11 protein-coding genes are annotated in these 14,042 nt (G+C 72.1%); 10 read left to right on the forward strand and 1 reads right to left on the reverse strand.

Annotated features, from left to right (window positions below):
* The first annotated feature begins 29 nt into the window (after positions 1-29).
* From gcvP to ACZ7LE_RS00820, 5 genes are all read left to right on the forward strand, one after another.
* Complete coding sequence (gene gcvP / locus ACZ7LE_RS00800) at positions 30-2,978, forward strand: aminomethyl-transferring glycine dehydrogenase (protein ID WP_470401508.1); 2,949 nt, start codon at positions 30-32, stop codon at positions 2,976-2,978.
* A gap of 87 nt (positions 2,979-3,065) precedes the next feature.
* A complete protein-coding gene (gcvT, locus tag ACZ7LE_RS00805; protein WP_470401509.1) occupies positions 3,066-4,235 on the forward strand; it encodes a glycine cleavage system aminomethyltransferase GcvT in 1,170 nt (389 codons plus the stop codon).
* 20 nt (positions 4,236-4,255) lie between these two features.
* Positions 4,256-4,627, forward strand: coding sequence for a glycine cleavage system protein GcvH (gcvH, locus tag ACZ7LE_RS00810; RefSeq protein ID WP_377229829.1), 372 nt, complete (start codon positions 4,256-4,258; stop codon positions 4,625-4,627).
* 207 nt (positions 4,628-4,834) lie between these two features.
* Positions 4,835-5,059: a helix-turn-helix domain-containing protein gene (locus ACZ7LE_RS00815; RefSeq protein WP_285100614.1), complete on the forward strand. Its 225-nt coding sequence runs from the start codon at positions 4,835-4,837 to the stop codon at positions 5,057-5,059.
* A 113-nt stretch (positions 5,060-5,172) separates the two neighbouring features.
* Entirely contained in the window at positions 5,173-5,616 is a 444-nt protein-coding gene (locus tag ACZ7LE_RS00820) for a (deoxy)nucleoside triphosphate pyrophosphohydrolase (protein WP_470401510.1), read from the forward strand.
* Here ACZ7LE_RS00820 and ACZ7LE_RS00825 read toward each other — a convergent pair.
* Positions 5,613-6,434: a 2-phosphosulfolactate phosphatase gene (locus tag ACZ7LE_RS00825; protein WP_397390429.1), complete on the reverse strand. Its 822-nt coding sequence runs from the start codon at positions 6,432-6,434 to the stop codon at positions 5,613-5,615. The genes ACZ7LE_RS00820 and ACZ7LE_RS00825 overlap by 4 nt on opposite strands.
* Positions 6,435-6,772: 338 nt before the next feature.
* Between ACZ7LE_RS00825 and ACZ7LE_RS00830 the strand changes: the two genes are divergently transcribed.
* The 5 genes from ACZ7LE_RS00830 to ACZ7LE_RS00850 all read left to right on the forward strand — a co-directional run bounded on the left by ACZ7LE_RS00830 (position 6,773) and on the right by ACZ7LE_RS00850 (position 14,034).
* The gene (locus tag ACZ7LE_RS00830; RefSeq protein ID WP_470401511.1) at positions 6,773-10,261 is read left to right on the forward strand and encodes a phosphodiester glycosidase family protein; all 3,489 of its coding nucleotides are present in this window, start codon (positions 6,773-6,775) and stop codon (positions 10,259-10,261) included.
* Positions 10,262-10,270: 9 nt separating this feature from the next.
* Positions 10,271-10,489: a hypothetical protein gene (locus ACZ7LE_RS00835; RefSeq protein WP_020013596.1), complete on the forward strand. Its 219-nt coding sequence runs from the start codon at positions 10,271-10,273 to the stop codon at positions 10,487-10,489.
* 178 nt (positions 10,490-10,667) lie between these two features.
* Positions 10,668-11,525, forward strand: coding sequence for a hypothetical protein (locus tag ACZ7LE_RS00840; protein ID WP_470401512.1), 858 nt, complete (start codon positions 10,668-10,670; stop codon positions 11,523-11,525).
* Between the two features lie 191 nt (positions 11,526-11,716).
* Positions 11,717-12,571 carry a hypothetical protein gene (locus ACZ7LE_RS00845; RefSeq protein WP_470401513.1) on the forward strand — a complete coding sequence of 285 codons (855 nt, stop codon included), beginning with the start codon at positions 11,717-11,719 and terminating at the stop codon, positions 12,569-12,571.
* A gap of 218 nt (positions 12,572-12,789) precedes the next feature.
* The gene (locus ACZ7LE_RS00850; protein ID WP_470401514.1) at positions 12,790-14,034 is read left to right on the forward strand and encodes an extracellular solute-binding protein; all 1,245 of its coding nucleotides are present in this window, start codon (positions 12,790-12,792) and stop codon (positions 14,032-14,034) included.
* Positions 14,035-14,042: the final 8 nt, after the last annotated feature.

Raw genomic sequence — 14,042 nt, forward strand, 5'->3', positions numbered from 1 at the left:
ACGCATGCCCGCGAGCGGGCACGGGTCCGATGACAGAGCGGGGAGGGACCGCAGTCGTCCCCACGCCCTCGGACAGCCAGGAGCCCGCCGTGAGCACGCCCCACAACCCCGACGTCTTTGCCGACCGGCATCTCGGCCCGCGCGGCCGCGAGGTCCGCACCATGCTGGACCAGCTCGGCATCGACACGATGGACACCCTCGTCGACCGGGCCGTCCCCAAGGCGATCCGCAGCCAGGCGCCGCTGAACCTGCCGGCCGCCCGCACCGAGGCGGAGGTGCTCGCGCACCTCCGCGAGCTCGCGGGCAAGAACCAGGTCAAGACCCAGATGATCGGGCAGGGCTTCTACGGCACGCACACGCCCGCCGTCATCCGGCGCAACGTGCTCGAGTCGCCCGCCTGGTACACGGCCTACACGCCGTACCAGCCGGAGATCAGCCAGGGCCGGCTCGAGGCGCTCCTCAACTTCCAGACCGCGGTCGAGGACCTCACGGGCCTCGAGATCGCCAACGCCTCCCTGCTCGACGAGGCCAGCGCCGTCGCCGAGGCTGTCGCCCTGATGTGGCGCGCCTCGCGGGCCAAGGAGGGCTACGTCGTCCTGGACGCCGACCTGTTCGGGCAGTCGCTCGCCGTGGCCAAGGGCCGCGCCGAGGCGATCGGCCTCCCGGTCGTGGTCGCGGACCTCTCCGACGGCCTGCAGGCGGGCCTCCCCGCCGAGCTGCCCGCCGGCCAGCTCGTGGGTCTCGTGCTGCAGCAGGCCGGCGCCTCCGGCCGCGTGTTCGACGCCCGCGGCGTGATCGCCGAGGCCAAGGCCGCCGGGGCGCTCGTCACCGTCGCCACGGACCTGCTCGCCCTGACGCTCCTGGCCAGCCCCGGCGAGCTCGGCGCCGACATCTCGGTGGGCTCCGCGCAGCGCTTCGGCGTCCCGCTGTTCTACGGCGGCCCGCACGCCGCCTACATGGCGGTCAAGAAGGGTCTGGAGCGCCAGCTCCCCGGCCGCCTGGTCGGCGTCTCCATCGACGTCGACGGCGCCGCGGGCTACCGCCTCGCGCTGGCCACCCGCGAGCAGCACATCCGCCGCGAGAAGGCCACGAGCAACATCTGCACCGCCCAGGCCCTGCTGGCCATCGTGGCCAGCATGTACGCGGTCTACCACGGCCCCGAGGGCCTCAAGGCGATCGCTACCCGGGTCCACGGGTACGCGTTGTCTCTCGCCGAGGGTCTTCACGCCTCAGGCGTCAAGGTCGAGCACGACGTCTTCTTCGACACTGTCCGCGTCGCGGTCCCGGGCAGGGCGCAGGAGATCGCGCGTGCCGCGGCCGACGCCGGGTACAACCTGTTCGTGCCGGACGCCGACCACGTGCAGATCAGTACCGACGAGACCACCACGGCGCAGGACGTCGCGAACGTCCTCGCAGTGTTCTCGGACGAGCCCTTCGACGTGTCCGGCCCAGTCCTCGGTTCGGCCCTGCCGGAGGAGGTGACCAGGACGACGTCGTACCTGACCCACCCGATCTTCCACCAGCACCGCTCCGAGACCAGCATGCTGCGCTACCTGCGCAAGCTCTCGGACAAGGACCTCGCGCTGGACCGCACCATGATCCCGCTGGGCTCCTGCACCATGAAGCTCAACGCGACCGCCGAGATGGAGGCCATCTCGTGGCCCGGCTTCGCGGACATCCACCCGTACGCCCCCGTCGACCAGACCCAGGGCTACACCGAGCTCGTCACCGCGCTGGAGGCCCAGCTCGCCGAGATCACCGGCTACGCCGCCGTCTCCGTGCAGCCCAACGCCGGCAGCCAGGGCGAGTTCGCCGGCCTGCTCGCGATCAAGGGCTACCACGCCTCCCGCGGCGAGGAGCACCGCGACATCGTGCTCATCCCGGCGTCCGCGCACGGCACCAACGCGGCCTCCGCCGCACTCGCGGGCCTGCGCGTCGTCGTGGTGTCCACGGCCGACGACGGCGAGATCCTGCTCGACGACCTGCGCGCCAAGCTCGACCAGCACGGCCCCCAGGTCGCGGGCATCATGATCACCTACCCGTCCACGCACGGGGTGTACGAGGAGCACGTGCGCGAGGTCTGCGACCTGGTGCACGAGGCCGGCGGCCAGGTGTACATCGACGGCGCCAACCTGAACGCGCTGGTGGGCCTGGCCCGGCCGGGTGAGTTCGGCGGCGACGTCTCGCACCTGAACCTGCACAAGACGTTCTGCATCCCGCACGGCGGCGGCGGCCCGGGCGTGGGCCCGGTCGCGGTGGCCGAGCACCTCGTGCCGTTCCTCCCGGGCGACCCGACGCCGGGTGTCTCGACGGGCTCGACCAGCGCTGGTGCCGCGGGCATCCCCGTGGCCTCGACGCGGTACGGCTCCGCCGGCATCCTGCCGATCTCGTACGCCTACGTGGCCCTCATGGGGCCGGACGGGCTGACCGAGGCGACCAAGGCCGCCGTCCTGACCGCCAACTACGTGGCGAGCCGGCTCGACCCGCACTTCCCCGTGCTCTACACCGGCCCGAACGGCCTGGTGGCGCACGAGTGCATCCTCGACCTGCGCAAGATCACCGCCGAGACCGGCGTGACCGCGGAGGACGTCTCCAAGCGGCTCATGGACTACGGCTTCCACGCCCCCACGCTGGCGTTCCCCGTGCCGGGCACGCTCATGGTGGAGCCCACGGAGTCGGAGGACCTCGCCGAGCTCGACCGGTTCGTCGACGCGATGATCGCCATCCGCGGCGAGATCGACGCCGTCGCGGCCGGCCGCTGGACCGCCGAGGACTCGCCGCTGCGCGGTGCGCCGCACACCGCGGCGTCGGTCATGACGGACGAGTGGACCAAGCCGTACTCACGCGAGCTGGCCGCGTTCCCTGTGGCGTCGCTCCGTGGGAACAAGTACTGGCCGCCGGTGCGCCGCATCGACGGTGCCAAGGGCGACCGCAACCTCGTGTGCGCGTGCCCGCCCGTCGAGGCCTTCGCCGAGTGACCTGCCAGAACACGCCGCCCGTGTCAGACGTACGGGTCACCCGGGTGACCCGTACGTCTGACACGTCGCCGACGAGAGGATTGATCGATGGGTGAGGACCGTAGGACTCTGCTGTACGACGAGCACGTGGCGCTCGGCGCCTCGATGACGCCGTTCGGCGGCTGGCTGATGCCGCTGCGCTACACGTCCGACCTGGCCGAGCACCGCGCGGTGCGCGAGGCTGCCGGCCTGTTCGACCTGTCGCACATGGGCAACATCAACGTGACGGGGCCGGACGCCGCGGCGTTCCTCGACCACGCGCTGGTCGGCTACATCTCGAAGGTCCGTGAGATGGGCGCCCGCTACTCGATGATCTGCGCCGAGGACGGCAGCGTGCTGGACGACCTGATCGTCTACCACGACGCCCCCGGTGCGTACTCCGTCATCGCGAACGCCGCCAACGCCGAGCTCGTGCTGGGCAAGCTGCAGGAGCGCACCGCCGGGTTCGACGTGGTGCTCAAGGACGTCCAGCCGGGCCAGGCGCTGATCGCGGTGCAGGGTCCGCGGGCCGTCGAGATCCTGCTCGCCACCGAGGGCCTCGTGGAGGACGCCGAGATCTCGGGCGGCACCGCCTTCGCCGACCTCAAGTACTACGCGTGCATGGGCATGCGGTTCCAGGGCGAGCCCCTCCTCGTGGGCCGCACCGGCTACACGGGCGAGGACGGGTTCGAGCTCTGGGTCTCCGCCGAGAAGGCCGTCGCGCTCTGGCGCGCCCTGCTCGCCGCGGGCGAGCCCCTCGGGCTGGTCCCGGCGGGCCTCTCGGCCCGCGACTCGTTGCGGCTCGAGGCCGGCATGCCGCTCTACGGCCACGAGCTCGACACCACGACCACGCCCTTCGAGGCCGGGATGGGCCGCGTGGTGCGGCTCGACAAGGCGACCGAGGACGGCACGCCCATCCCGTTCGTCGGCCGGGACGCGCTGGCGGCACGCAAGGAGTCGGCGCCGGCGCGGGTGCTCGTCGGGCTGCGCGGCGAGGGGCGCCGCCCCGCGCGCGCGGACTACGACGTGGTGCAGCGCGGCGTCGGCACCGAGGTGGGCGCCGTCGTCGGCCGCGTGACGTCCGGTGCGCCGTCGCCCACGCTCGGCTACCCGATCGCGATGGCCTACGTGACGCCCGAGGTGTCGGCCGAGGGCACCGAGCTCGCCGTCGACGTGCGCGGCCGGGCCGAACCGTTCGTGGTGGTGCCCATGCCGTTCTACCGTCGTCCTCAGAACTGACCTACACGCAAGGAGCTGTCATGGCTGACTTCCCCGAGAACCTGAAGTACACCACCGAGCACGAGTGGCTGGACCAGTCCACCCCCGCCGTCATCGGCGTGACCGACGTCGCGGCCGAGGCGCTCGGTGACGTGGTCTACCTGGAGCTGCCCGAGGTGGGCGCCACCATCGAGGCGGGTTCCGTGGTGGGCGAGATCGAGTCCACCAAGTCGGTGTCCGAGCTCTACTCCCCGGTGAGCGGCACCGTGACCGAGGTGAACACCGAGGCCGTGGACAACCCGGAGATCGTCAACCAGGACCCGTACGGCAAGGGCTGGCTCTTCAAGGTCGAGGTGTCCGGCGCGGGCGAGCTGCTCACCGCGGCGCAGTACGCGGAGCACACGGGGGCCTGACCGGTCCCGGGGCTGGTCGGGCCGCGGGCGAAACCGCCCCCTGAGATGCACTTTCGTGCGCTCGGGGGGCGGTTTTGATCTCGGAAAGGTAACAGTCAAGAAGTTCTTTCAGAACCGCGTCATGAAGTTGCGGCGGCTGAGTCCTTCTCATAGCAGCAACCGTAGGCCGGAACCCCAGAACCGGCCGCTGTGTGGAGGAAAACGACCATGACCGCGATGACCCTTGACCACCGTCTCCCCAGCCTGACCCGTCGTGAGCGGGTGATCCTGGCGAACCTCACCGAGGACGCCACACTCGAGCAGATCGCTCGACGGCTCTACGTCACCCGCAACACGGTGAAGACGCAGGTACGCAGTGTGTACCGCAAGCTCGGCGTGTCCTCACGCGCGGAGGCGATCGCCAAGGCGAACGAGTTCGACATCGTCGCCTGACACGCAGCCACCCCGACGACGGCGCCAATCCCCAGAGGCGCCGTCGTCGTGCTGTGTCCGGCCGCGGTGACTCGTCCCTCGGGCCGGACGGACCGGGTGGGAGACTGCTCGGCATGCAGCAGACCCTCATCGACGTGGTCGCCGCCGCGATCGTGGACGACCTCGACCGGCCGACCCGGCTGCTCGCCGCCCGGCGCTCGGCGCCGCCCGGCGCTCGGCGCCGCCCGGCGCTCGCCGGCCGCTGGGAGCTCCCCGGGGGCAAGGTGGAACCCGGCGAGGCGCACGTCGACGCGCTGCGCCGCGAGCTCGTCGAGGAGCTCGGGGTACGGGTCGACGTCGGCGCCGAGGTGCCCGGGCCCGACGACGGCGCCTGGCCGATCACGGAACGGCACCGCATGCGGGTGTGGTTCGTGCTGCCGGCGGACGGCACGCCCGAGCCGCTCCAGGACCACGACGAGCTGCGCTGGCTCACGGCCGCCGAGCTGGACGACGTGCCCTGGCTCGACGGCGACGTCCAGGTCGTGACGACCCTCGCGGGCCGGCTCACGCGGGGCTAGCGGGCGCTCGCGCCCACGTTCCGACGGCTGCGGGCCGCGGCGACGCGGTGCCCGAGCGGCACGAACGCGCCGTCCATCAGGACCGGCACCACGTCGGTGGCGTCGACCTCGGTGGCGATCATGACGTCGTCCGCGAACCCGGAGTCGAGCAGCTCGCGGCCGCTGGCCGTGCCGCCCACGGAGTCGACGATGTCCTGCGTGCCCTTCCACAGCGTGACCGTGGCCTCGGTCTCGGGGGAGATGCTCACGTCGGGCAGCATCGCGGTGAGCCGCGCGGCGATGGAGCCGACCGCCAGGTAGTCCTCCAGGGCGGGGCGCAGCGTGTCGTCGGGCCAGCGCTCGCCCACGGGGACCAGCACGACGTCGTGCCGCTCGGACGCGGCCAGGTGCGCGGCGGCGAGGCCGGCCACGGCCTTCGCGTTGCGCAGGCTGCCGGCGACGATCAGTGCGCCCCGGTTGGCGATGGTGTGGCAGATCTGCGCGGCGCTCGGGGACGGGATCACGAGGCGCTCGGCGTCGAGGTCCTGCAGTGACGCGGGCGAGATGCTGATGCCGTCCTCCCACCGCGGGCCGGCGAGGGCCGCGCGCATCGTGCGCGCGAGCCGGGCCGCCCCGGCGGGATCGTGGTACGGGAACGGGTACACGCCGGCGCCCTGCTCACAGGCGACGGTGACCGTGGTCGAGAAGGAGAGCACGTCCACCACGACCACCAGCGACGAGCGCGCATCGGTGGCGGTGAGGGCGAGCGCACCGGAGATGCCCCAGTCCGTGCGCACACGGGCAGGACGTTGGTCGAAGGCCGGGGACGTGTTTGCCACGAACGCATCGTAGTGTCACCCGAACTCGCCCATGTTTCGCGTTCAGTGAACAACGTTGCGATTCGGGTGATATTCACACTTTGGTCGTTGGGCCATAACCTCGCCGCGCAACCCTGCCGCAGAACGCTCCCCCCGACTCCCCAGAAGGAACGAGCATGCGACGAGTCCTGTCCGGCGCGCGGCCGGAAAAGCCGCGAGGAATACTCACCAAAGCGCTGACCTGCACAGTTGCCACCGCATTTCTTGTGGCACCCGCGAGCGGCGCCTTCGCGGCGCCCCTCCCCGCACCGGAGGACGTCCCGCGTGCGGACACGGCACTGACCGCTCCGACGCCCTTCGTGAGCGCTTCGCTGCCGTCTGGTGGATCCACGGAAACTTCCGGGGAAGTCACCCCGCTCCGGCTCGACGACGACGGTGACGCCATTGTCACCCGCCGCGACGAGCGGCGGATCGCGCCCGGCCTGGAGCTCACGCGGTTCGCGCGGCTGGGCGCGGACGGCTGGCTCAGCGGCGAGGTGCTCGTCGCCGACCTCGGAGCGGCGGGCGCGGACGGGCAGGTGCCCCGGGGCACGGTGCGCGTCGGCTACGTGGGCCCGGAGCGCGTCGCCGACACCGCGCCGGTCTCCGAGATGGCCGCCTCCCGCGGCGCGATCGCGGCGATCAACGGCGACTACTTCGACATCAACAACTCGGGTGCTGCGCTCGGCGCGAGCGTCGACGACGGGACGCTGGTCAAGTCCGCGTCCCCCGGCCGGGAGCGCTCGGTCGCGTTCGGGGCGGACGGCGTGGGGCGGCTCGCCCAGATCTTCCTCGAGGGTTCGGTGAGCTGGGCCTCGGGCTCGGCGTCCGGCGGCGACGCCGCAGCCCGGACCGAGGTCCCGGTCAGCGGCCTGAACGTCACGGCCGTGCCCCAGGGCGGGGCCGCCGTGTTCGACGCCGGGTGGGGCGCCTTCACCCGCGCCCGTCCCCTGGCGGCGGGCGAGCAGGGGATCGAGGTGACGGTCGACGCCGACGGCACCGTGACCGCCGTCGGACGCCCCGGGGACGGACAGCTCCCGGACGGGACGCGCGCCGTCGTGGCCCGGCCGGGCGCCGCGGCCGACGCGCTGGCCGCACTGCGGCCCGGCGACCACGTGGACCTGGCGTACGGCGTGCGCGCGGACGCGGGCGACGTCGCCGTCGCGATCGGCGGCGGGCCGGAGGACCCGCTGCTGGAGGACGGCGAGGTCACCTCCGCGACCGGCGACCACGTGGAGCTGCGCCACCCGCGGACCGCGGTCGGCTTCGACGCGTCCGGCACGCGCGCGTACTTCGTGGTGGTCGACGGCCGCCAGACCCACAGCATCGGGATGAACCTCTACGAGCTGGGCGAGCTCATGGCCCAGCTCGGCGCCGACGACGCGATCAACCTCGACGGCGGCGGCTCCTCGGAGATGGTCGCCCGGCTGCCCGGCGACGCCGCCACCACGATCCTGAACAGCCCGTCCGACGGCTACGAGCGGTCCGACGCGAACGGCCTCGGCCTGTACGTCCCCGCCGGCTCGGGCCGCGTCGCGGCCTACGACGTGCGCACCACGGTCCCGGCGGACGACGCCGACCGCGTGTTCCCCGGCCTGCACCGCACCCTGACCGGCAAGGGGTACGACGACGCGATGGGCCCCGTCGCGACCGAGCCCTCGTCCTGGCGCGCCCGCGACGGGCGGGTCGCCTCCGTGCGGGACGGCGTGGTCACGGGCCGCCGGACCGGCAGCACCACTGTGACGGCGGCCTCGCTGAGCCGCTTCGGCCTCGCGGCCGGCACCACCGAGGTGGAGGTGCTGGGCGACCTCGTCCGCACGGGCGTGGACACCCCCGTCGTCGGGCTGGAGAACGCCGACGCGACCGCGCCGCTCGTGCTGACCGGCTACGACGCACAGGGGTTCTCGGCGCCGATCGAGGCGCGGGACGTCACCGTGACGGCCGTCGAGCCGGGCGAGCCCCGGATCGCCGGGGTGCGCGCGACCCGCGAACCGGTCGCCGAGCTCGTCCCCCAGGCCGACGGGTCCTTCGAGGTCCGCGCGCTCGCGGCGGTGGGCGGCACCACGTTCGAGCTGTCCGTACCCGGCCCCGGCGGGACGGACCTGACCACCGAGGTGGCCGTGACGGTCAGCCTGGAGGAGGACGTCGTCGCCGACTTCGCCGACGCCGCCTCCTGGACCTCGGCGAACGACCGTGCCCCGGGCGGCTCGCTCGCCCCGGCCGCCGGGCACGACGGCGCCGCGGGCCTGCGGATGACGTACGACTTCACGCGGTCCACGGCCACCCGCGGCCAGTACGTCGTGCTCCCGGAGGCCGCCGCGGGCGGGCGCGAGCTGCCCGGCGCGCCGCGCGCGGTGACGATGTGGGTGGACGGCGACGGCCACGGCGCCTGGCTGCGCCTCCAGGTGCGGCAGGGCGACGGCGTGGTCACGCAGCTCGACGGCCCCGAGGTCACCTGGACCGGCTGGCGGCAGGTCACCTTCCCGGTGCCCGACGGCGTCGCGTTCCCGCTCAAGCTGCAGCGCGTGCGCGCGCTGGAGACGACGGCCGGGGAGCAGTACACGGGCGCGCTGACGCTGTCGACGATCGCCGCGCAGGTGCCACCCGCGGTGGACGCCCCCGAGGCGCCCCGCGTCGAGGACCCGGTCGTGGCCGCCGACGGCGCCACGGACGACGCACCCCTGCGCGTGACCGTCCTGTCGGACGCCCAGTTCGTGGCGCGCGACCCCGGGTCGGGTGCGGTGGCGGGTGCCCGGGACGCGCTCCGCGAGATCGTCGCCGACGACCCGGACCTGCTGGTCATCAACGGCGACCTGGTGGACGAGGCCGCGCCCGAGGACTTCGACCTCGCCCGGCGCGTCCTCACCGAGGAGCTCGCCGACGCGGACTTCCCCTGGTACTACCTGCCCGGCAACCACGAGGTGATGGGCGGCTCGATCGCCAACTTCGAGGAGGAGTTCGGCGACCGGACCCGCGTGCTGGACGTTCCGACGCCAGGGCGGCCCGGTCGCCCCGGTGGCGGCACCACGCGGCTCGTCATGCTCGACTCGTCGTCAGGCCGCCTGGGCACGGACTTCGCGCAGGTGCAGATGCTGCGCGAGGCGCTCGACGACGCCGCGACCGACCGCACGGTCACCGGCGTGCTGGTGTTCGCGCACCACCCCCTCGACGACCCGCTGCCGACCAAGGCCAGCCAGCTCACCGACCGCCTGGAGGCGGACACGCTGCGCGGATGGTTCGAGGACTTCGAGGAGACGACGGGCAAGTCGATCGCCTCGGTGGGTTCGCACGTCGGCGTCTTCCACGCGAGCACGCAGGACGGCGTGCCGTACCTGGTCAACGGCAACTCCGGGAAGGGCCCGGCGAGCACCCCGGCCGACGGCGGCTTCACGGGCTGGTCCATGCTGGGTGTCCACCCGGCGTCGGGTCGGGTACCGGCGTCGTCGGGCGGCGGCCGGTCCGCCGACCCGTGGCTGGCCTGGGAGGTCAACACCCGCGCCGCGCAGGTGACGGTCTCCGGGCCGGAGTCGCTCGAGGTGGGCGGCACCGCGGCGGTGAGCGCCGTCGTCGTGCAGGACGAGACCCGGGAGGTGCCGGTGGCCTGGCCCGTCTCGGCGCGCTGGGACGGCCCGGGCGTGTGTGTGACGGACGAGCAGGGCCGCTTCGCCCTGCGCGACTGCTCCCGCCACGCGGTGGTCGCGCTCGACCCCGCGACGCACGAGCTGACGGCCCTGCGCGCGGGCCGGGCCACGGTGACCGTCACGGTCAACGGGGCGCGGGACGAGCTGCCGGTCACGGTGAGCCGGTAGATTTGGCTCATGAGCAACTTCGAGGTGGCACGCAGGCAGAAGCAGGAGCCCACGGCGGCGCTGGTGGTTCGCTTCATCGTGTGCTTCGCCCTGTTCCTGGGCGGGTTCGCGCTGATGGCCGTCGGTTCGATCGGCGACGCGGCGTCGTCGCCGTACCTGTTCGTGGGCGGCATCCTCGCCGTCGGGCTGTCGTTCGGCCTGCCGATGATCGGCGCCACGGAGCGCTGAGCACCGCGCGGTAGAAGCGCGAGCCGAGGAGCGTCCGTCCGGTTTCGACCGGGCGGGCGCTCTCGTGTTTTCTTCACCCACAACGTTCTGGTGCTCCCGTCCGTGGAACGCGGTGGAGCCTGACGCCGAGCGGTGTGCGCGGTGGGACAGGTACGTCGAACAGACAGGAAACCTCGCGATGTCTCTGCTCAACACGTCTCGCACCCCGCTCTTCCGCCGGGGGCTGGTGGCCCTGGCCACCTCCGCGGCCCTGCTCGCCGGGGGCCTCGTCGTCGCCCCGTCGGCGCAGTCCTCGTCGCTGCCGGTGGTCGATGTCCACCGGTCCCAGGGCACCACGGTCACCACGTCGATGTTCGCGTCGGGCTCGATCATCACGGGCGACGTGGAGCAGCAGAAGCTGTACCCCGCCAAGGTGGGCTACACGGTCTCCCTTGCGGCGTCCGGCGGGACCATGCTGGGCGCGGAGGTCGAGGTCACGGTCCAGAAGATCAACAGCCGGCAGGTGCGCAAGCGCACCATCGAGATGAAGCGCACCACCACCGGGTTCCTGAGCCGGGGGACCCTGAACTTCAACGCCGCGGTCATCCAGCCGGGGACCTATCGCGTGGGTGTCGAGGTGTTCACGGTGGTGCGCAAGCCGGACGGCACCCGGGTCCGGCACCTCGTCGACGTGAGCGACGGCAAGTCGGTGCAGCTCCGCCGCGACACTCTGACCGAAGGAACCATCAGCACGCAGGCGACGGACGGTCGTCTCGCGCGGATCAACGCCACCACGCGCATGCTGACCATCGACCGCGGGACCCTCGCGTGGTCGCCGAACCACTTCGGCACCGCCGTCCTCTCCTTCGACGCCGACGGTCCGAACGAGCCGAAGAAGCCCGTCTTCGTGCGGGACCTGAGGATCGGCACCGACGGCCGGATCACGACGGTCGTCGAGTCCCGCAAGGGCTGGTGGAAGGTCACCTACGAGGGGACGTCCAGCCGCGGCACCTCCGTGGCGTGGATCGGGCAGGGCGTCGTGGGCTGCGGCTGCTGAACGCACCGGGCCGGCGGCGGGTTCCGCCGTCGGACGAAGGTAGGACAAGGGAGGGTCGCGGCCGTGGGCCGCGGCCCTCTCTCGTCTTCACCCACAACGTTTCGCGGCACCTTCCCGTACTGGTGTGTACAAGGCCCGACGGCGAGCGACGTGCTCGGGGCGGGCATCCTCCGAAAGACGGGAACAGCACGATGTCTCTGCACAGCACGTCTCGTAGCTCTCTCCTCCGCCGTGGCCTGGTCGCGCTGACTTCAGCCGCGGCCCTGCTCGCCGGGGGCCTCGTCGTGGCCCCGGCGGCACAGGCGCTGCCGGTGGTCGACGTCCACACGCGCCAGGGCACGACGGTCACCACGTCGATGTTCGCCTCTGGTTCCGTCATCAACGGCGACGTCGACCGGCAGGTGCTCTACTCGCCCGAGTTCGGGTACTCCGTCGCCCTGAAGGCCACCGGCGGGACCCTGCTGGGCGCGGAGGCCGTGGTCACGCTCCAGAAGATCGACCGCGAGCCGGTGCGCAAGCGCACGATCAAGATGAAGCGCACCAGCAGCGGCATGGTGAGCCGCGGCATCATCGATCTGAGCGGCAAGATCGTCCCGGGGACCTACCGGGCGGGTGTCGAGATCTTCACGGTCGTGCGCAAGCCCGACGGCACCCGGGTCCGCCATCTCATCGACGTGGACCAGGCGAAGCGGGTGCAGTTCCGGCGCTACACGTACGTCAACGGTGAGATCTCGTCGCAGGCGACCGACGGCCGTCCGGCGCGGATCGAGGCGCTGGCGAAGGTACTGCGGGTGGCCGACGACGGCTCCCTCTCGTGGCTGCGGATCCGCTCGAGCGCGGCGATCCTCTCCTTCGACCCGGACGGGCCGTACGAGCCGAAGCGGCCCGTCTTCGTGCGGGACCTGAAGATCGGTTCCGACGCGCGGATCACGACGGTCGTGGAGTCCCGCAGGGGGTACTGGAAGGTCACGTACCCGGGGACCTCTCGCTTCGCCGAGTCCGTGGCATGGATCGGACAGGGCATGCCCGACGAGTGCGGTTGCTGATCCCAGCCGCCGGCGGCGAGCCTCGTCGTCGGCCCGGAAGACCGCCAGGAGAAGGGCCGCAGCCGCAGGCTGCGGCCCTTTTCGCTGCCCCACGACTGCCCCAGGAGCAGGTCTGGAAACGCCATGTCACCCGTGTGTCACAGGTTTGTTAGAACCATTGACAGATTACGACCCGAGTGAAAACGTGACCTGCACCACCACGAAGGAGAGGGACGGCAATGGCGCAGTACAAGAGGCTTGGCGGGATCATGGCGATCACGCTCGCCGCGACGACCGGACTGACGGCCTGCGGGTTCGGCGGGTCCAGCGGGGAGGCGACCGGCGACGGGACGACTCTCGACCTGCTCGTCCCCAGCTACTCCGACGCCACCCAGGGGAACTGGGACGACGTGATCGCCGGGTTCGAGGAGGCCAACCCCGACATCGACGTCAACCTCCAGGTCGAGTCCTGGGACAACCTCGAGTCCGTCATCGCCACCAAGATCCAGGGCGGCGACGCACCCGACATCTACAACGGCGGCCCCTTCGCCGGCTTCGCCGAGGACGAGCTGCTCTACCCGGTCGAGGAGGTCACCTCCGAGGAGACCTACGCCGACTTCCAGCCCACGTTCCTGGAGAACGCCCAGGTGGGCGGTACCACCTACGGCCTGCCGTTCATCGCCTCCGCCCGCGCGCTGTTCGTCAACGACGCGCTCCTGGAGGAGGCCGGCGCCGAGGTCCCCACCACCTGGGACGAGCTGCTCGAGTCCGCCAAGAAGGTCTCCGAGCTCGGCGGCGGCGTGGCCGGCTACGGCATGCCGCTCGGCTCCGAGGAGGCGCAGGCCGAGGCAGCGGTGTGGCTGTGGGGCGGCGGCGGAACCTTCGGCGACGCCGAGGCCATCACCATCGACACCCCGGAGAACCTCCCGGGCGCCGAGTTCGCCAAGAAGATGATCGACGAGGGCGCCACGCAGGCCGACGCCGGCGCGACGGACCGCAGCCCGCTGTTCGACATCTTCGTCCAGGGCAAGGTCGGCATGCAGATCGGCCTGCCGCCGAGCGTCGGGCAGATCGAGTCCGACAACCCGGACCTGGAGTACTCGATCCACCCCATCCCCACCGAGGACGGCTCGCCGTTCACGCTGGGCGTCGCGGACCACCTGATGGCGTTCCAGAACGACGGCGACAAGCAGGAGGCCATCACCGCCTTCTTCGACTACTTCTACTCCGCCGACGTCTACGTGCCGTGGGTCCAGGCCGAGGGCTTCCTGCCCACCACCCTCTCGGGCTCCGAGCAGCTCGCCGGCGAGGAGGCGCTCGCGCCGTTCCTCGAGGTGCTGCCCGACGCGCAGTTCTACCCGAGCACCAACCCGGACTGGGCCGCGGCCGACTCCGCGTTCAAGGCGCTCTTCGGTCAGCTCGACGGGAAGAAGTCGGCGCAGGACGTCCTGACCGAGATCCAGGAGCAGGTCGACGCGGGCTGACGCCCGCA

Source organism: Promicromonospora sp. NPDC110617 (assembly GCF_055598465.1).